The following is a 20,065-nucleotide window of genomic DNA, read 5'->3' on the forward strand; positions in this document are numbered from 1 at the left end:
CGTTCTCGTCATCTGCTATCCACACCAGTGCCTTTTTACCCCGGCAAGCTTCGCACCGCCGGGGTTGTCTCTGCGTTTTTACATCTGTCACCTGACCGTCCCCTCTCCCCTGCAGGGATGGCGTCGCGATCACATTACTTTTTCATCTGTGCCAGAATCGTCCGGCACTGGTTTGCTTCGCCTTCCGATGGAGAAATTAATGCCAGTAGCGCAGCCGCAGGCGTCACCAGCGTTGCCAGCGCCGCGGCCACCGCACCACGGGCAATCAGCGGTCCGGGTTTTACCCCGGCCTGCGGATTTTTAAAAGTCCCGCGCACATACAACGGCGAACGCAGCGTAACGATACGGACTCCCTTACTTTCCGGGTTAATGGTCAGGTCCAGTTGCTCCGAGGCGAAACTCGCCGTACCCGTGACATTCACCAGTGCATTTTCGGTATCAAACGCGAAGATTTGCGGACGCGCCACGCCATTAACCAGATCGAGATTCGCCGCAGCGCAGTTCACCCGCACTTCATCGTCGCCAAAGATCGTACCAATAACGTAATTTCCCACGTTCAGCCCGGCAATCTCCATCAGGTTACGGCTGATAAGCCCGTCATTCATCAACAGCTTAAGGTTCCCGTTGCTGGTACCCAGCAACGCCGCCACGGAGTTCCCTGTACCCCTGATATCCGCATCGCCATTCATCTCCCCCAGCGTTTTCTGCATCAGTTCGACATTTGGCATCAGTTGTTTCAGTTTTAACCGTCGAGCCTGAATTTCCGCCCGCCCCTGCATCGGCTTTTTATCCCCTTCGAGACGAACATTGGACGAAATCGTCCCGCCCGCTAAGCCAAACTTCAACGGCTGCAGTTTCAGATCAGCATTCTGTAAAATGATATGAGTGGTGAGGTCGCTGATTGGCAGCGTGCTGCCATGTTCAATACGCTTACCTTTAAAACGTACGTCAGCATCCATGGTGTCCCATTTATCGGTTTCAAAACGATCGTACGGCAACACCTTCCCGGCAGGCTGAATATTTTTTTCACCCTTCTTCTGCTCTGCCTGTTTCGCTTTCTCTCCTCCTTTACCGGAATCCACGCCGATCAAGGGTCCAAGGTCGGCCAGGCGAAGCTGACGGGATTCCAGATTGCCTTCCAGTTTCGGACGTGGTTTACCGGTGGTGTAAGTTAGCGAACCATGGATATCGCTGTCGCCAATACGCCCGTTAAAATCGCGATAATCGTAGACACTGCTTTTTTCACTATCAATTTTCGCCACTAAATGACCATCCGTTTCAAACGGCGGGGTATCCGGCAGCAGCACACCCGTCAGTTCGTAGAGATCCCCCAGGGTATCGCCAGCGAATTTCAACTGCAGGTCGACGCCACCCATTTTCATCGGGTCGTTAACTTTACCGACAAACGCGACACGGGTGTTCCCGGAACGGAAATCAGCCTGAACCGGGAAAGGTGTGCTCTCGCTGCGTAGCGCCAGCATGCCACCGATTTTTCCCGTGCCTGTGAGCGGTTGGCCGTTGTAACGTCCCTGCGCTTTCAGCCCGAAAACATAATCTGCCACGCGGGTCTTATCTTTACTGTCGCCAGTGACTTCATTGAAAGGGAGCGGTTTTCCTAACGGATCGACCAGGATCTCGATATCCGCTTTACTCACCTTGTCGTCGATTGCGATACGCCCCTGATCGAAGAGAATATTGTCCAGACGGAAGGACCAGCCAGAGGGCTGCGCATTGGGATCGTTATTTTCTGCACTGGCGAGATTAAAGGTCCAGTTGTTGTTCTTTTCAGACAGGCGGATCAGGCGTGCATCCGGCTTTTGCAGTTTGATCCACGGCAGATAAACGGTTTTGGTTAATAGCGCCAGCGGTGCGAGAGTGGCTTCAACGCGCGGCAGGTGCACCATGGTGACTTCCGGGATCTCAGGCGGGTTACCCAGGATAATATCGTCGGCATGAATGTGCGGCCAGGGTATCCAGCTACGCCAGCCCGTTTCCTCTTTTTGTCGCTCCCATACCACTCCTAAATCGCCGCGAATAGCAAAGGGGCGATTAAGTTCGGTAGAGACTTTCTGATTAATAGTAGGTTTGAGGCGGTTCCAGTCAAAGGTGGCGATAATAATGATGGCCACCACAATCAATAAAACCAGTGTTCCAGTGACAGCAATAATCGCTTTGCTTGCTTTCGTCATGCGGGCGCCCTTTCTTTATTGCCTTGCCTGTCATAAAGATAGCCGAGGCTGGCAGAAAGGGGTTGCCTGCGATCAGAGCTCCAGCAATACGTTTTCCAGCGTATCCAGCGGAACCGGGCGTGAAAGGAAGTAGCCTTGTGCGGCAAAAGCAGGAGAATTCTGAACGTCGCGCCACTCGTCAAGGGTTTCAACACCTTCAACAATCACGCCCTGGCAATAACGATTCATCAGCTGAATGAGCAACGTGAACAGGTTGCGTCCTTCCGGCGTCTTGCGCAGCATAATAAACAGATCGCGCGATACTTTGATGTAGTCATAATGCACTTCGCTAAGCGCCGAGAAGTTAGCCATGCCGGTACCGAAATCATCCAGCCACAGCGGCCCCATTTCGCTGATCGTGGCGAAAGTGGAGTCTTGCGGCAGGCGAATATGCTCTACCAGTTCAAAACGGATCCACGGTACGGTGTCGATAAGTGCTCTTAATGTTTTATTCGAGCGCATTGCAATTAGCGTGGGCCCGTCGACATTTACGGATGCCAGCACGCCGTGCTGCTCGAAAAAGTCTTTCTGTTTGGCCAGCAGAGCGATCTGTTCGTGTACTACATCCACACGCTGACGCACCGCGACCTCAGAAAAATAGCGGTCCGGCGGAATGCGCTGATCGGGCTGGCTCGGATGCGTCACAATGGTCAGCACTTCAACCGCCATCAGGCGACCATCGGTTTTGTAAATAGGCTGGTAAGTATAAGCACGCTCACACTGCAGCCAAAAACGACGTTCCTGTAGGCTTTCTATGCTCGCCTCGGAGTAGTTCAGCCGCTGGATAACCTGCTTTAACTTCATTTCTTCTTCCTGTTGAAAATGAGTAGCTCCGGAGCTCTCGTCATTGGGTTATCGGCCCGTGAGGAGAGAACTTTACCTCCAGGAGCCACGCAAAATGAAAAAGCACTTTGCGCAATCAGCAGAGAATACGTTCTGTGTCAAAAAAATAATGGAACGTCGTTTTAATATAGTTGACCGTGAAACGCGCACAACGCACACTACCGTTAACTTATCTGATTCAGGTTCCGGACTATGTCAAAGAAAATTGCCGTCATCGGCGAATGCATGATTGAACTGTCACAAAAAGGCGCGGAAGTGAATCGCGGTTTCGGTGGCGACACACTCAATACGTCGGTTTATATCGCCCGTCAGGTAGACGCCACGGCGTTATCCGTGCACTACGTTACTGCGCTGGGTACCGACAGTTTCAGCCAACAGATGCTGGAATCCTGGCAGGCAGAAAACGTCGATACCAGCCTGACACAACGTATGGAAAATCGGCTGCCGGGCCTGTATTACATTGAAACCGATGAGACCGGCGAGCGTACCTTTTATTACTGGCGTAACGAAGCTGCGGCAAAATTCTGGCTGGAAAGCGAGCAGTCTGCCGCCATTTGTGAAGAGCTGGCAACCTTTGATTATTTGTATCTCAGCGGCATCAGCCTGGCCATTTTAAGCCCGGCCAGCCGTCGCAAACTGCTTTCGCTGTTACAGGAATGCCGCGCAAACGGCGGTCAGGTGATTTTCGACAATAACTACCGTCCGCGTTTGTGGGCCAGCAAAGAAGAGACCCGCGAGGTCTATCAGCAGATGCTCGCCTGTACCGACATCGCGTTCCTGACGCTGGATGATGAAGACCTGCTGTGGGGCGCACAGCCGGTGGAAGATGTTATCGCACGCACTCAACAGGCTGGCGTAAAAGAGGTGGTAATTAAACGTGGCGCGGATTCCTGCCTGGTCGCAATCCAGGGAGAAGCCCTGAAAGAAGTGCCAGCGGTGAAATTGCCAAAAGAGAAAGTGGTGGATACTACCGCAGCGGGTGATTCCTTCAGCGCCGGCTATCTGGCGGTGCGCCTGACAGGTGGTGATGCCGAAGCCGCCGCCAGACGCGGCCACTTAACAGCCAGTACGGTGATTCAATACCGTGGCGCGATAATTCCGCGCAACGCTATGCCGAATTAAGGTTTTTCCTGCCTCCTGTCCGGGGCAGGTCTTTTTCCCCTCCCCCAAAAGGGAGAGGGGAAGTTCGCAGATACCGTTATGCCGCATCCGGGAATGTCCCAAAAGATTACTGCTGTGGCGGAATATCCGACACATCCTGATGGGCATCATCTGTATTTGCTGGCGCGGCATTCTGCTCACCAGAAGACATCAACTCTTCCCAGCTCGCCTGCAGGTCCTTCATGTTGTATTCCGGCTCGCCTTTCGGCTGCAGTAATACCAATGCCATATCCTGCGAAAGCTGCTGACGTAAATCCTGATTCAACATCTCTTTCGTCAGGCTGCTCAGGAAGTTCTGACGCAACTTTTGATACTGCTCGGGAGCGATATCCACCACCTGGTTTTGCAGCGAACGCATACGCTGGCTAATCAGGATGTCGGTATCGGTTCGGGCATAAGTGGCAAACAGCTTCTGGAGTTCAAGGTTTTTTTGCGCGACCAGCGCATCAAACTCTTCTTCCGGCAGACCGCGATCGCGCACTTTCGCCAGTTCGCGGGCCACGATATCCAGATTGCTGTTCAGTTTATCGTTTGGTGAATCAAGATTGATTGCGCATTGCGCGCGCTGGAATAACACCCGGCAGTCGAAGCTCAAACCAATGTCTTTCACGTTGGTTTTCGTCAGATACTGCTGAACATGCCAGAATAGCGCCTCGCGGGCTAAGTCTGCGCGCCAGTAACGTTGCAACGCTGCAGATTCACGAATCGGCTGCCAGGCGGTATCCCACATGATGGACAGGCGATCCTGACGCACTGAATCCGTCATGATACTCACTGGCTGACGCGGTAGCGGCGATAAGGTTGGTACTGGTGCGGGCGTTTCGCGCTTGCCTTTCAGATCGCCAAACGCCTTATTAATCTGTTCCGCAACCGCCCGGCTGTCTACGTTACCCACCACAATCAGCGTCATCGCATCCGGGGTGTACCATTTCTGATGGAACGCCTGGAGCTGTTTTGCATCCAGCGGTTGTTTAAGAGTTTCGGCCGGATCATGGCCGAGCAACGACGAGCCTTTCAGGCGGTAGCGCCACCAGTTGTCTTTGGTGTTACCCGGCCAGGTCGCCACCATATCTTCGCTGGCCAGCGCATGATTAATCGTTTCCGGCGTAATGGCGAGTCGCCCGGTGCTGTCTGATAGCCAGACCAGCGCTTCTTTGAGCAAATCGTTGCGGTTATTCGGCAGGCTCAGGTTGAACATCGTGTATTCATACGAGACCAGCGCGGGGGGTAACGGACGCTTCGGGTCGATACCCTGCTGCCACAGTGAACGGACCTGCGCGGGTTGCAGGCTGCCGCTGTGGGTCAGCGCAATACGTGGGAGAAAATGGCTAAAACCGCTCTGTTGCGTACTCTCGGTGAGCGAACCGGTATTAATAGACAGACGTACTTCGATGCGATCGCTGGGGCGTTGTGGTGTGGCCAGGACTTGCCATTGCAAACCATTTGCCAGTGTCCCCTGCTGCCAGGCCGGGTCGGGCTGGAGCGCATCTGCCTGCACATAACCGACAGCTGCCATCATGAGCAAACCGCCTGTTAGCAATCGAATTTTTGTGCCCTGCATGAGAACCCCTGATCAACGTTCCTGGTTAAAAAGTCAGCCCCGACATGTCTGGAGGCTAAAAGATACTTTAACACTTCGCTGTTAGACCTCGCGAATCGCAAAATGTCACACAGCGAAGTGAAATATCCCGAGCAATTCGTTATGAATTGTGACGGGCCAGGGATTAATTATGCGCAGGCACCCGCAGCCCGACAAGGACTACGGGGCTAAGTAGTGAAATTAAGAGGAGATTTCGCCGGTTTTGCTACTCGATACACGATTATTCAGCGTATCTGTCAGCTTTTTCTGATCGAGTTCTTTTACCCATTTCGCCACGACTACGGTCGCCACGCCATTACCGACAAGGTTGGTGAGCGCACGCGCTTCTGACATAAAGCGGTCGATACCCAGGATCAGCGCCAGGCCTGCCACCGGTAAATGCCCCACCGCAGAAATGGTCGCCGCCAGAACGATAAAGCCGCTCCCGGTCACTCCCGCGGCACCTTTTGATGAGAGCAACAGGACCACCAGCAGCGTTATCTGATGGAAAATATCCATATGGCTGTTGGTGGCCTGGGCGATAAAGACGGCTGCCATCGTCAGGTAAATAGAGGTTCCGTCGAGGTTAAACGAGTAGCCGGTAGGGATAACCAGCCCTACAACGGATTTTCGGCAGCCGAGGCGCTCCATTTTCTCAAGCATACGTGGCAGCGCGGACTCTGAAGAGGAGGTTCCCAGTACAATCAGCAGCTCTTCGCGGATATAACGGATAAATTTGAAAATATTGAAACCCGTCGCGCGGGCAATCGAACCCAGCACCACCACCACGAACAGAATACAGGTGATATAAAAGCAGATAATAAGCTGCCCCAACTGGATCAGCGTGCCAACCCCATACTTACCGATGGTAAAGGCCATTGCGCCAAACGCACCAATTGGCGCAAGACGCATAATGAAGTTGATGATGCCGAAGATGACCTGCGAGAAACTTTCAATCACATTGAAAATCAGCTGGCCCTTGTTGCCCAGCCGGTGCAGCGCGAAACCAAACAGCACGGCAAACAGCAGCACCTGTAAAATATTGCCGCTGGCAAACGCGCCAATAACGCTGCCCGGGATAACGTCCATGAGGAAGGCGACGATACCCTGCTCTTTGGCCTGTTCCGCATACACCGCGACCGCTTTGGCATCCAGTGTTGACGGATCAACGTTCATCCCCGCGCCGGGCTGCACAACGTTGACGATAATCAGGCCGATAATCAGCGCCAGGGTACTGACCACTTCAAAATAGAGCAACGCCACCGCACCGGTGCGACCGACCGCCTTCATGCTTTCCATACCGGCGATACCTGTCACCACCGTACAGAAGATGACAGGGGCGATGATCATTTTAATCAGCTTAACGAAGGCATCACCAAGCGGTTTCATCTGCGCGCCCAGTTCAGGGTAGAAATGGCCGAGCAAAATACCGATAGCGATTGCCGTCAGTACCTGGAAATACAGACTTTTAAACAGAGAGGTTTTCATAGGGTGTCCTTGAGGTATAAACCACAGGCTTTTTAGGGGTTTCTCGCGCCTGCGGGTTAAAAATAACACCCAGAAAACATGACAGAAATATACTCACATCAAATTTGAAACAATGATGTTAAAAAATTAGAGCTGACTCGTACAAGCCAGCAACATTTCAACTATTTTCAGCATTGTCTGAGGTCGAAAAATAACGCGCTTCAAATGCTTCCGGCGTCATGGCGCGATCAAATAAAAACCCCTGTACGATTTCCACACCCGCCTTTTGCAGCCATTCGCGCTGGGCTTCGGTTTCTACCCCTTCTGCGATAATGCTTAAACCCAGGCTTCGCGCCATGTGGATAATCGACGCCACCATGCTGCTATCCTCGGGCAGCCCTTCAACGAAAATTTTGTCGATTTTAAGTACATCAACCGGCAATGACTTCATGTGGTGTAATTGACGTAACCCGGCGTACCCCATGCCGAAATCGTCCAGCGCGATGCGCACGCCCGCATTACGCAGCGGACGCAATATCGTCACCGCCGCCTGTGGGTCATCAATGCGGCGACTCTCAGTCACTTCAAGAATCAAGGTGTTGGGTTTAATTCGGTAGCGGTTGAGCAGTTCCAGCATGTCCGGCACCATATTGTGATGCATCAGCTGCAACGCCGAGAGATTCACCGACAGCGGCATCATCAGCCCGCGCTCTTGCCAGGCAGACAGCAGACGGCACGACTCTTCCAGCACCCAGTACCCCACGGTCACCATCAGCCCGCACGACTCTATACGTTCGATTAGCCCTTCCGGCAGTTCCCATCTGCCTTCCGGCTGCTCCATACGCAGCAATACTTCGGCGCTGACCACCGTATTCGTGGCGAGGTCTACCTGCGGCTGAAGCCAGATGGCGAATTTATGGTGGTCAAGCGCAGTCAGGATATTGCTCTCTTCCGTAAGCCGTTTTTGCGCTTCTTCCATCTGCTGCGGATCGAAGAACTGAATCTGATTTTTCCCTTTGCGTCGCGATGTGAACGCCGCCGAAACCGCACGTCGGTAAAGCTGTTCTGCCGTCTGATCGCTATGGAACATCGCCACACCGATGCTGGCGCTCGGGCGCAACTGAATACCGTGAATGGGCACGCGCTCATTGATAACAGTGAGTACTTGCTGACCTAATGTAATGGCGTGCCACGGCTCTTTCACCCCGTGAGCGATAATGGCGAAGTCATACGCGCTAACCTGGGCGAGCACCATCCGCGGCGAAATGACGGATTTCAGCTTCTCTACCAGGGTCAGCAGCAGCATCTCGCGCTGTGACTCTTTCAATACACCCGCCGTATCCTGCAATGTTTCACAGGCAATAAACATCAGCGCGGTGGTCTTCTGCCGTGCCACAACCTGATCCAGCAGCGCCATCAGGAAGGCTTTGTTTGGCAGCTCCGATACCGGGAAGAGAGTCGACTGGGTGTTCAGCTCATCATGCTGTCGCAACAGGTTTTGTTGATTACGGTTATAGCTGCGCACCAGGTTGCCGATTTCATCATCCTGGTGATGACGAGGCAACGCCAGCTGGTGCCCAATCTGGTCCTGCTGTGGCACATCGCTCAGCTCACGGGCGATTTTCCGCAACGGATGGACGATCAAGCGGTTGATACACCAGGTGATCGCCACGGTCATGATCAGCGTTAAAAGTAAGTAAGCAGTCACCAACGTTGAAAGCGTACTCATCACAAATTTATAGACGCGATAAGAATCCGCTTCGAGCACCAGATAGGCAATCGGCTGTGGGTTGGCCGGGCGCTGCAGGGAATAAATGGGCAAGGAAATCTGGATTGGCAGCTCGAATACCCGCGCGATCATCATCGGCACCGGGCGCTCGGGAATAAAACGCAGGCGCAACGCCTGAAACTGGTTTGGCAGCACCACATCCGCCCGGATAACCACCCCGGCAGGTTTAATTTGTTTAAGGACCGACTCTGCCTCAGGAAAATCAGCCTTTAGTATGGCTTCGGACAGCGGTTCACGTACCGAACGGGCAATACTCTCCAGTTGCGTAGCCGTGTTGTAGCGATTCTGCTGAACAAAATGAAACAGCAAAATGACGCAAAAAATGAAAATAAACACCATCGCCACGGAAAAAACCGCAGTCATCTGTTTAATCGTTAAAGAACGGCTGACACGCAAAATCACTCTCCAGAGATACACAAGCGCAGGGCAATAAAATATTACTCCGCCGCCAGAGTATACCCTATCGTAACAGTTTGAGATAAAGAGGCAGCAAGATTGCCTCAGCGACAACGCTGTGAGGGAAAAGCGTCAGCAATACGCAGAATAATAAGCATAATTTTCATGTGGCGGGCCTTATTACCCGCCACGCTTTCCCCAGGAATTATCCTCATTTTACCAGTCGGCGTAGGGTGTCAGAGTTTGCGGCGGCATATCCATATCGCCCTGCCATCCGGCGGCAGAATAACGGATAAAGAGCATTCCCTGGCTTGGCGTGTAATCTTTCGCCTGCTGAATATTCACCCCCAGGCCAACGGACCAGTTCGGGTTAATACGCCGTTCAATTAAAGCCTGTGCGGTATAACCCACGCCGCTGGATGAACTTCCCTCCTCCAGCGCGGTTCTGGCGTCGGTACGATAACCCGCCGGGATCAGATTCAGTAACGGATAGCTTCGCTCCGTTTTCTTACGCGAATGTGACCACGAGGCAGACCCGCCAAGCTCCCAGGACCAGTTTTCCGTACGCTGACGCCAGGTCACGGGCACAGAAAATGACAAATATTCTTGCGGGCTGTAATAGCCCCCTTGTCCCAGGGTGTAGTGGCTCAGGTCTTTGTCGTAGTGCCAAATCATATTATTCAGACCAATGGTCAAACGGCGGTTATTGTCGTTAATAAGCTTGTAGTAATACCCCGCCATCCAGCGCACTCGCCAGTTGTCAGCCACATTCTTCCCGGTCAACTGATCGGCGCCCAACGAGGCCCAGACACCGTGCGCCTCGCCACGGTCATAGCTCATGCTGGCGGTTGCGCCGTTCGCACGCACGCCGCCCCAGGTGGTACCGGGATGATCGCCATTGCCGTTATCTTTTTGTCCGCCAAACGCCAGTAAGGAACTGGATATTGGACGACGATGGACGTTCAGCGTGTAGCCAATCACACCGATATCATTGCTGTAGCTCAGGCCGCCGACGATATCCACCACGTTAAAGCCAATTGGCGTGGTGCCAATATCCATATCCCAGGTCTTGTTACGCCAGCCTACCGCAACGCTTACGCCATTAGCCGTCTGGCTACGATCCCCCCCCTCGCAGGCCACTTCATTACAGGTTCCCCAGTGCGGCGAATATGTTCCATCATCTTTAAGCGAGAATTTTCCGGCATCCATATTCACCATGTCGGTACGGAAGAACATCCTGCCGTCAGCCAGCGGCGCATCGGCCTGCAGCATAGTGGTATGGGCTTTCAAATCAGAGTAGCCGCCCGTACCGCTCGATCCCCAGTAGTTATGCTCCAGCGTGACATTAACATCCTGCTGGCGATACAGATCGGCGGCATCACTGCGCACGCCGCGTTTCAGCCAGTCATCATTCTCATTGTTCCGGGTTTTATAGGTGAATTCGTCATTGCTGGTGGGGCGGGTTGGCGTTATCCCGGATGCCACCATCGCGTCTTTATAGCTTTCCAGCGCGGCCTGCGGCTGCCCCTCCTGTACCTGGAAACGCGCCGCATCACGCAGCACCAGCGCGCTTTCCATGGAAGGCGGCAGCCCCTTCGCCTGCGGCACAATTTCGCTGAATGTTTCACGGGCAGCGTCATTATCCCCCACCGCCGCCTGGACCATCGCTACCCGGCGTTGGGTATTGATCGTCCGTGGCGCAGTCGGGGTTGCAGCAGGTAATTTCGCCAGCTGTTCGCGGGAGGCCATGCGGTTGCCCTCGGCAGCATAAATTTCTGCCAGCCCCAGTACCGCATCTTCATTGTTCGGCTCGCGATGCAACACGCGCTGATACGTCGATATCGCCGTGGGGTTATCGCCCCGCTGCTGCGCCCAGTCGGCCAGCGTCAAATCGATACGCGTCGACGCAGGCTGTTGTTGAAGAAAAGCCATCGCCTCTGGTTCATGCCCCGCATCGCGCAACTGGTTAGCCCGCGCCAGTACCTGATTGGCCTCCAGCCTGTCGGAGAGTTCCTGAATATTGCTGTTCCACTTGTCGCGCGGCAGCGTGTTGAGGTGCGCCAGCGCCGCGCTCTCCTGGTTATTACCGGAAAGATAGAGACCGTAAGCATAAACCTGCTCAGGATCAGCAGGTTTACTGCGCGCCAGTGCGCGCATCTGCGCGTCAGCTTCAATCTGTTGGCCGGCGGAGCGCAAATCGCTTGCCAGACGGTAAGTGACCCACACGCTCCCCGGGTCCAGTGCCAGTCGTCGTTTTTGCAGCACGGCGGCCTGCGCCCAGTTGCCCTGGTTCTCCAGACGCTCCGCCTCTTGCGCGAGCCGATCGTTGGCCAGGCTGCGTTCAATATCATTAATGCTGCGACGTTGGCTGGCGTTAAGTGACTCAATAAAGGCATCGGCTTTTTCCGCTGACTGCGCACGGTAGATATTCGCCAGGCCACGTACCGCGTTGCTGTTGCCGCTGTCCATACGCAGCGCCTGGTAATAGAAACGCTCTGCGGCGGCGGTATCTTTGCGAGCCATGGCCGCATCACCCAGCCCCAGTACCGCGTAGCTATCGGTATTATCAATTGCACGCGCTTGTTGGTAGAGGCGTTCCGCCTGGGCCGGATTTTTCGCCGCCAGTTGTGCATCGCCTTGTTGAATCAGCAGCCAGTAACGGTTCACCTTAAGCAGGCTGTCCCACTTGCTACGATTATCGCTGTTGGGATCGAGCGCAATGGCCCGCTCAAACTGCGCCACCGCCCGGGCGCGATCGCCCTTCTGGGAATAGGCCTGCCCCAGCGCCCCGATGGCTTCGCTGTCCTGATGATTTTTGCTTACTGCATCCTGCAACGCGCCAATCGCCGTACCGCCCTTTCCCGCTTCCACTGCAGCCAGCCCGCTGGCACGCTCCCGAAATGCCGGATCGGCCAACTGTTTCTGTTGTGCGTCAAGCTGCTGGCGCGCCGTGACAACCGTATCGCCTTCACTGAACACACTCAGGAAACGCTTGAGCGCCGCCACGCTTTTTTCGCTGACGGGCATACCTTGAATCTGCTGATACCAGAGGGTTGCTGCGGTATCGCGCCCGGTGTTGTTTTTCGCCATTTGCTCAAGAACGGTAAAGGCTTCTTCGTTGCGTCCGTCGGCGATCAACAACCGTGCCAGCGTACTTTGCAAATCTGCATTTCCCGGATTACTGGCATTAAGGGCTTTCAGTTGCGTGATGGCTTCGTTATGTCGCGCCGGTACTTTCGCCACCTGGACCCAGTATTCCGCCGCCAGATCGCCAACTGGCACACTGCCGTCAAATATCTTCTCATAGCCAGCAACGGCCTCCTGCGGATGCCCCGTGGCGGCCTGCAAGCGCGCTTCCTGTAAGGCCTGTCGTCCCTGGGGCGTTGAGAGCGCCATGGTGATACGCGACGCTTTGGTCGCGCTGGCGTTTGGTGCAAGAGAATTCAGCCGCTCCATCTGCTTTTGCGCACCGGCATTATCTCCCTGACGCAGCAGATAGCGCAGGCGTGCGGCAATCACATCCGGGTCATCAGGGGCCATTAATTCAAGGCGATATAACGACTGGCGTACCAAATCTTCGCGTTGGGTGGTTTCGCCCAGGCGTACCTGTTCCAGCAGTTGTTGTTGCACGCCCGGCGCCGCCTGCGCGAAAGGCATCACTGAGATGCCGAGCGTGAAAGACAATAAACTTAATATGAACTTGCGCATTGCTGGCCCCAGTCAGGTTGTAACTCACCACGAGGGGTGAAGCGAAAACGGTGCTCGTCCCAACCTTGTCCAAAAAGAGTCAGAACATAACTGTAATACGCGTCTTTGCCGGGAAAGTTATCCGCCACCCGCTGACGCTGCACCGCCTGGGCATCACGATCTTGTAAAAACGGCAACAGTACCGCCGAGAAACCCACAGGGCCATTACCCTGTCCCTTGCCGGTCGCCACGTTGATTTTTTCTGGCGGCACGCCCTGTTTCGCCGTCATTATTTCCATGGGTTTGAGGCGCGCCAGCATACGCGCCTTTTGCGGATCGCTGTCGTGCATCATGCCTGCCCATGCATAAACACGGATCGCATCATAACTGCCGGTAAGCGACTTATCGGATTTAAGCTGCCAGCCCTTATTTTTCTGATAACGTACCCAGTCAGGCGAGAACCCCTTCGGTGCGGTTTCCATAATTAAGCGCAGGTTGGTCTCCCGCAGCGTTGTCCAGGGCGCGCCATAACGGGTGAAATACTGGGCCAGTTGAGGCGGCAGATAGCCGGGATTGAAGCGCCAGACATCGTTATCCGCAAAACCTACTTTGCCCGGAAGCAGCATGGAGCCGAGGCCGGGGACGGTGATAACCTCTTCTTTGGCAATGCGTGAGAGCAGTGCTTTTCCGAGCGCGGTATAATCAGGCATGTCCCACAGCCGCCCGGCTTCCAGCAGAGACCAGGCAATCCAGATATCGCCATCCGATGCGGAATTGGTATCCAGTACCGTCCATTCTGTTTCGTTTTTCCGCCCCCACAGCCATGCAGGCAGCCGTGCGCCTAAATCCCCCTGCGCCAGATTATTCTGCGTCCAGTTCAGCAGCGTTTTAAATGCATCGCGATCGTTCGCCGCAAGGGCAAAGAACAGGGCATAGCTTTGCCCCTCAGAGGTGGTTATCTGGCGGGCATCGCTCGGGTCGATGACCCGCCCGCCATCGCTAATATAGCTCTGTTTAAAGCGCTCCCATGCAGGCCAGCTACAGGCGGCGCTCACCTGCGCCGCCGCCAGCATAAGCGCCGCCATGATCGTCCAGCGTAGCGCTTTCATCACCGCTTACTCGTGATCCGGGTCGAGACGACGACGGCTGATAATACGCAGCAGACGCCACAGCACCCACGCCAGCAATACCACGCTCACCGCGGCCAGAATCGCCAGCAGCACCGGATGGTTCGCCAGCGCGTACCAGATACGTTCATACCAGGGTAAATGCCCCACGTAGTAAATATCACCGACACGCAGACCGCTCACCCCCGACTCACGAATCACCGACACGGAGCCGAAAATCGCGGCACGTTTACCGCTGTCATTCATCGCGCCATTTAACAACTCATAGCCGCGCGGGCTGTCTGCCAGCAGCGCAACCACACTGCGCTGATCGTTATAAGGCGACTGGAAGCCAATAATGGCTGCCATCGGGCCGCTGGACGATACCGAGGTCTGCGAATCGGCCTGACGATCGACATCATCTGGCGTAACGCCAGGGAACGGTGTCTGACGCATTGGCGTTTTCACCCAGCTTTGCGCCGCGTGAACCAGCAGATCGATACGTTTGTCGTCTTTCAGTTTTTCCGGGAGAGCGCCAATGATCATGATGTCGGCATCTTTACCCTGAATCTGCGTACCGTCATTGGTCAATGTCACGTTGATAGCCGGGAAGCCCGTTTGCGCGCCCACGGTAGCCAGAGAGTCCAGCAGCGTGTTCATTTGCCCTTCTGTGGGGTCTGGCGGCACCACAACAATGGTTTCAGACAGATCGGCCATTCGGGTAAACGGGAAGCCAGCATTAGCAAAGGCGCGCAGATCCGGCATCGCGAGGAAATGGTAATACTTCGAGAAGTCGATGGTGGAATCGTCGCCAATAACCACACGGTTCTGCACCGGCTGGAACGTGACGCAGTTGTCGATAGTGCCACCCGGCACAGGATTCATATACTGGAAGTCAAAGCGCAGTTGGTTCACCGCCCCCAGTTTCAGCGCCGGAATAGAAACATCGGTTTTGCCATCCAGCAGCCCCTGTAATATCGGCAGGCGCAGCAGCAGTCGGTTGGTATCCTGATTGCTGATCAGACTGAAATATTGCAGAAACTGATTGTTCAGGCTGATATCCATGCGCGAACTGTCTTTGGTTGGCGGTGCGGTATAGCGATAGTTCAGGTGCATATCGATACCGTTGCTGCGCAACAGGTAGAGATCCGGCGGCAGGTTCAACGCGACGTTGATCGACGCTGGCTGCAATCCCGTGGACTGCAACTGCTCTTCATAGCTTTTCAGTTCACCAAATGTTACCGCGCGATCGGTGCGTATCCAGTTCGGCGCGTCATAGGGTTTGCGCGCCAGCAGTGGTTTCACTTCATCAACGGTGACACTGCTGCCACGGAACAGCACGTTACCCTGGGCGATACCTTTTGCCGCCTGTAACAGGTCTTTGTCATCGCGCCCGAATACCACCAGCAGTTTTACATAAGGGTTGTTCGGGTGACTCATCATGGTGATGGTCGGGGCGTTCACAGGCGGTGCATCACGCAGAAAATCCGGACGCTTATCATTGGTCGCGAAAATAATCGCGTTACGATCCGGCAGACCGTTGTACATGACCGGGAAGTTATGCCCCCGCCAGCCAGAACGTGAACCAAACCAGGAGGCAATGACCGCCGCCGCCTGCTGTTCAACCAGATCCGGCGCACCGGCGAAGACCATCGGCAGCGTTAACGGACGGGTGTCACGTGGATCGAAGAACGGGATCGGGAAGTGGGACAGATCGTTTTGTACGGCCAGCGTCTGGTAAGAAAGTTCCAGCGAACTACTGCGACCAATATCCATCCACAGCGTAGTGCTGGCCGGGTTTTCGCAGACATCGCGATAGTGGCCGACAAACTCCAGCCGCACGCGGTTGAAGTCGGTAATGTAAAGCGGGTCGATGGGCACCTGAGCAAACGTCTTTTTCCCCAGTTGTTCTTTAGTGACCGGCAGCACGCCCATCAGTTCGTCATTCAGGTAGACCTTCAGCTGCGACTGTACCGGCAGCAGTGAGGGGGACGGGGTATATTCGAGATTCAACAGCGCTTTCGACACCACTTCATCGCTGCGTGTACCGAACTCAATGCCATTGTTCGGGTTGATACCGCGCAGCACCATACTGCCCGGCGGCGGCGCAATCTCCGCAAATGTCAGCCTGACCTCACGCGACGGCGCATTTGCCAGCGTCACGCCCGGCGTTACCTGCCCCGTGGCCTGGCTTCCGGCCGGGTGGGCTGGTTGCGTTTGCCCCTCTGTTGGGGTAGTGGGTACCAGCGTTTCCGATTGTGCCGGCGCTGGCGTCACGACCGGCTGGGTTGCAGGCGCGACGGCAGGCACGGTGGGGGCCGCTTGCGCCGTCGGATTAGCGGGTGCCGCATACGTCATCAGGGAGGGAATAGCGCCCATCCCCACAGCCACTGCACAAATCCAGGAAAGTTTTCTTTTCATCGTGTTTTCATCATTGTTGAGCCAATCACGTCACGGGGTGCTGTATTACCGCTTCCCGTTCCGGGCGACGCGGTATAAACGACACAATCCAGGCAACCACTGCGGTTAGCGACCGGAAAATCATTTTCACAGACGGTGGAGCAAATTCCGCGAGATGGCGATAACCACGGAAGCCCAGTTTTAAAATGTCCATTAAGCTTTCCAGTGGCTTATCTTCCGGGAAGCTGTCCTGCCACAACGCCCATGTATCCGCACGGGCAAACGTACACTGCACAAAATCAATATGCTGTTTCGTGGACAACGGCATGAGTTGCAGCCCCACCTCACTTCCGGAAACGCGCACGACTACTGTCGGGAAGACATACTCTTGTTGGCCGCGTTTTAATAACAGGCTGACTTTTTGCCCTTCCAGTACCTGCGACTGGCCGTTGATTTTGATCCCCAGGCCACCGTCGGAGAAATCATGCACGGTACAGGAGAACAGGTGACCATCTTCGCGGGCGATAGCGGCAGGCATGGAGATTTCCACACGGTGCGCGCGACGAACCTGCTTGCTTTCCACCGATACCGCCACCGCGCCACCGAGGATAATCAGGTTGTAGAACACCCAGGCGATACTGACGAACACCGTCAGAATCTCGTTTTGCGGGCCATAGAAGTAACGCCAGATGCCCACCAGCACGCCGACAATGTTCAGCAAAACAAGGAAGATATAGGGTCTGGAGATAACCCAGTCGACATACTCTTCTTCGACCAGCCCCCCTTTTGCCGTGACGTTGAACTTGCCTTTATGCGGGTTAAATAACGCCACCAGCGTCGGCGGCGCGATGTACCACGCCAGCACGGTTTCGTAGATTTCGCTCCAGAACGAATGGCGGTATTTACCCTGAATTTTGGAGTTGGTCAGGCTGGCGTGAATCATGTGCGGCAGAACAAAGAGCGCAATCATGATAGCGGGCGCATAGATGATGTAGGCATGCAGCAACAGAAACGCCAGCGGCGCGGTGAGAAACACCAGCCGTGGGATACCAGAGAGGAAGTGCAGCATGGCATTGACGTAACACAGGCGTTGCGCCAGTTTCAGCCCTTTGCCGAATAGCGGATTATCGAGACGGAAAATCTGAATCATCCCACGCGCCCAGCGGATACGTTGACCGATGTGCGCCGACAGACTCTCCGTTGCCAGACCGGCTGCCTGGGGAATACGCATATAGGCAGAGGTATGCCCCCTGCGATGCAGGCGCAGCGAAGTATGGGCGTCCTCAGTGACCGTTTCCACCGCAATACCGCCAATCTCATCCAGTGGACCACGACGAATGACCGCACAAGAGCCGCAGAAGAAGGTGGCATCCCACATATCGTTGCCATCCTGAACCAGCCCGTAGAACAAAGTGCCTTCGTTTGGTGTTTTACGGAAACGGCCCAGGTTGCGCTCAAATGGGTCCGGCGAGAAGAAGTGGTGCGGCGTCTGCATCATCGCCAGATCTTTCTCTTTGATAAACCAGCCCATGGTCATTTGCAGGAAAGAGCGCGTTGGCACGTGGTCGCAGTCAAAAATCGAGACAAATTCGCCTCTGGCATATTTCAACGCGTTGTTGATGTTCCCGGCTTTCGCGTGCTCATGGGTGGTACGGGCAATGTATTCCACCCCCACGGTCTGGGCAAACTGACGAAACTCTTCTCTGCCACCGTCATCGAGGATCCAGATTTTGAGTTTGTCTTTCGGCCAGTCGATACCCAACGCCGCATAGATGGTATTTTTCACCACATTCAAATCTTCGTTATAAGTAGGCACAAAGATATCGACCGACGGCCACAGGGCCATGTCTTTGGGTAGCGGTACTGGCTGGCGATTAAGCGGCCAGATAACCTGGAAGTAGCCGAGGATCAGCACAATCCACGCATAGGTTTCAGCGAACAGCAAGACGATGCCGCAGACCAGGCTTACGGGGTCATCCCAGTTCAGGGTCGAGGTATAGCGCCACCAGATGTAGCGGCAGGAGACGGTGAGCGAAAGCACTATCAGCATCAACGCCGAGAAACGCCCCGGAATGCGCCGCACCAGCAGGGCCACGCCCCAAAGCAACACCAGGAAGATTAACTGCGACAACGGGTTAAACGGCTGGGTAATACAGACGAGGGCCAGAATCAACGAAAAGGTGATGATGATACCCAGAATGAAACGTCGCGCTCCCCGGCTGAGGTGTCCCAGCTCTTTATGGTTATCCAGATGGCTGGTCTGGTCAGAAACGCGGGTGGGCAGAGAATCCAGCCAGTTATGGTAACGTTCGCGCAGCTTATGCGCACGTCCTGGTTTCGCCGCCTTCGCAGCCACATGCCGGGGCAGTGTCGCCAGCAGCCAGAGAACCTGCAACAGGTAACGCGCCGGGTCAAGCGGACGCGGTTTGTCCGGATTAATATGTGGAAAAAACGCCTGATGTTGCTCACGCACCCGCTGCCAGTGCTCATTTTCCAGGGGCAGAAACAGCCATGCCAGTGCCGCCCAGAAACAGCCGCATGCCGCACTGAACCCCGACGCCTTATTCCGGCGATAAAAGCGGTAACGCTCGCTTAAGCGGGCATATACCGGGGGGATCAGAAACCAGGCGGCCAGACGACTCATTCAGACACCCTCGCGTGTTGTTCCTCTGGCGTGGGCGCGCCCGAGCAGTGCAGCAAACACCAGTTCGCCAGCGTCAGGATCTCTTCCGCCGCCAGTGAGTCACTCCGGTATTCCCCTAACGGTTGCTTTGCTGCCAGACATTCCACCATCGCTTCATCGCGGTGGATGAGAACAGGCATCAGGTTGCGCTGGCTCTGAAGCCACACCTGATAAAGGTCATCCTGCAACTGGCTGCCAATACGTAAATCATTAATCAGGATATGCGCGCCTGTCGGCAGTCGCTGCTGATGCAGGCGCACGTGGCAGTTGGTATCCGGTTTCACCACCGCCAGCGTATGGTCGCAATATTCAAGAAACTGGCGCGCCAGCGGCGAATAGCCGTGCGGTAAATCAAGCAGCACCCATTGGTAGCGCTGCTGTGTTTTCAGCGCCTGTAATACTGTCGTTAACTGGCCCGGCGGCTCATACAAGAGGTGCAGCTTTTCCCATTCGGCATCCTTGAGGCGGCCAAAGGGCAGAATATCGATACTGGAGGTATAACGCAGGCCCGCATCGCGCCAGTCTTTGCCGTCCAGAATCGCGCGCGCCCAGCCGTCGGCGTGGTCGAAATCAACATTAAATGACAGACGCAGGAGATTATCGGGGCAGGCATCAATAACAAGTACCGATTCCCCTAAAAGTTGTAACGCCCAGCCGAGCGCCGCAGTAATCGATGTGGTGCCCACACCACCGCGAACCCCTTGTAACCCCAATACAGCCATCCAC

Annotated in this window: 11 protein-coding genes; 1 reads left to right on the forward strand and 10 read right to left on the reverse strand. The window is 55.0% G+C overall.

Features of this window, described 5'->3' with window-relative positions:
- Window positions 1-134: 134 nt before the first annotated feature.
- Window positions 135-2,189, reverse strand: coding sequence for an AsmA family protein (locus tag AAIG39_RS03740; protein ID WP_343193219.1), 2,055 nt, complete (start codon window positions 2,187-2,189; stop codon window positions 135-137).
- Between the two features lie 72 nt (window positions 2,190-2,261).
- A complete protein-coding gene (gene pdeH, locus AAIG39_RS03745; RefSeq protein WP_090083780.1) occupies window positions 2,262-3,032 on the reverse strand; it encodes a cyclic-guanylate-specific phosphodiesterase in 771 nt (256 codons plus the stop codon).
- 231 nt (window positions 3,033-3,263) lie between these two features.
- Between pdeH and kdgK the strand changes: the two genes are divergently transcribed.
- Window positions 3,264-4,193 (forward strand): 2-dehydro-3-deoxygluconokinase, encoded by a 930-nt coding sequence (gene kdgK, locus AAIG39_RS03750; protein ID WP_343193220.1) that lies wholly within the window; start codon window positions 3,264-3,266, stop codon window positions 4,191-4,193.
- Window positions 4,194-4,299: 106 nt separating this feature from the next.
- On the opposite strand, the gene AAIG39_RS03755 is transcribed toward kdgK, so the two are convergent.
- The 8 genes from AAIG39_RS03755 to bcsQ all read right to left on the reverse strand — a co-directional run bounded on the left by AAIG39_RS03755 (window position 4,300) and on the right by bcsQ (window position 20,061).
- On the reverse strand, window positions 4,300-5,793 hold the full coding sequence (locus tag AAIG39_RS03755; protein ID WP_090083777.1) for a M16 family metallopeptidase: 1,494 nt from the start codon (window positions 5,791-5,793) through the stop codon (window positions 4,300-4,302).
- A gap of 219 nt (window positions 5,794-6,012) precedes the next feature.
- Window positions 6,013-7,299, reverse strand: coding sequence for a dicarboxylate/amino acid:cation symporter (locus AAIG39_RS03760; protein WP_090083776.1), 1,287 nt, complete (start codon window positions 7,297-7,299; stop codon window positions 6,013-6,015).
- A gap of 157 nt (window positions 7,300-7,456) precedes the next feature.
- Window positions 7,457-9,463, reverse strand: a complete 2,007-nt coding sequence (gene hmsP, locus AAIG39_RS03765; protein ID WP_343193221.1) for a biofilm formation regulator HmsP — start codon at window positions 9,461-9,463, stop codon at window positions 7,457-7,459.
- Window positions 9,464-9,679: 216 nt separating this feature from the next.
- A complete protein-coding gene (bcsC, locus tag AAIG39_RS03770) occupies window positions 9,680-13,171 on the reverse strand; it encodes a cellulose synthase complex outer membrane protein BcsC (protein ID WP_343193222.1) in 3,492 nt (1,163 codons plus the stop codon).
- Window positions 13,153-14,259 carry a cellulose synthase complex periplasmic endoglucanase BcsZ gene (bcsZ, locus tag AAIG39_RS03775; RefSeq protein WP_343193323.1) on the reverse strand — a complete coding sequence of 369 codons (1,107 nt, stop codon included), beginning with the start codon at window positions 14,257-14,259 and terminating at the stop codon, window positions 13,153-13,155. Before bcsZ ends, bcsC begins: the two co-directional genes overlap by 19 nt.
- Before the next feature lie 6 nt (window positions 14,260-14,265).
- Window positions 14,266-16,677: a cellulose biosynthesis cyclic di-GMP-binding regulatory protein BcsB gene (gene bcsB, locus AAIG39_RS03780; RefSeq protein WP_343193223.1), complete on the reverse strand. Its 2,412-nt coding sequence runs from the start codon at window positions 16,675-16,677 to the stop codon at window positions 14,266-14,268.
- A 25-nt stretch (window positions 16,678-16,702) separates the two neighbouring features.
- The gene (gene bcsA / locus AAIG39_RS03785) at window positions 16,703-19,300 is read right to left on the reverse strand and encodes a UDP-forming cellulose synthase catalytic subunit (RefSeq protein ID WP_343193224.1); all 2,598 of its coding nucleotides are present in this window, start codon (window positions 19,298-19,300) and stop codon (window positions 16,703-16,705) included.
- Window positions 19,297-20,061 carry a cellulose biosynthesis protein BcsQ gene (bcsQ, locus tag AAIG39_RS03790; protein WP_343193225.1) on the reverse strand — a complete coding sequence of 255 codons (765 nt, stop codon included), beginning with the start codon at window positions 20,059-20,061 and terminating at the stop codon, window positions 19,297-19,299. Before bcsQ ends, bcsA begins: the two co-directional genes overlap by 4 nt.
- Window positions 20,062-20,065 lie beyond the last annotated feature (4 nt).

It is taken from the genome of Phytobacter palmae (assembly GCF_039409775.1).
In the GTDB taxonomy this organism is placed as follows: Bacteria; Pseudomonadota; Gammaproteobacteria; order Enterobacterales; family Enterobacteriaceae; genus Phytobacter; species Phytobacter palmae.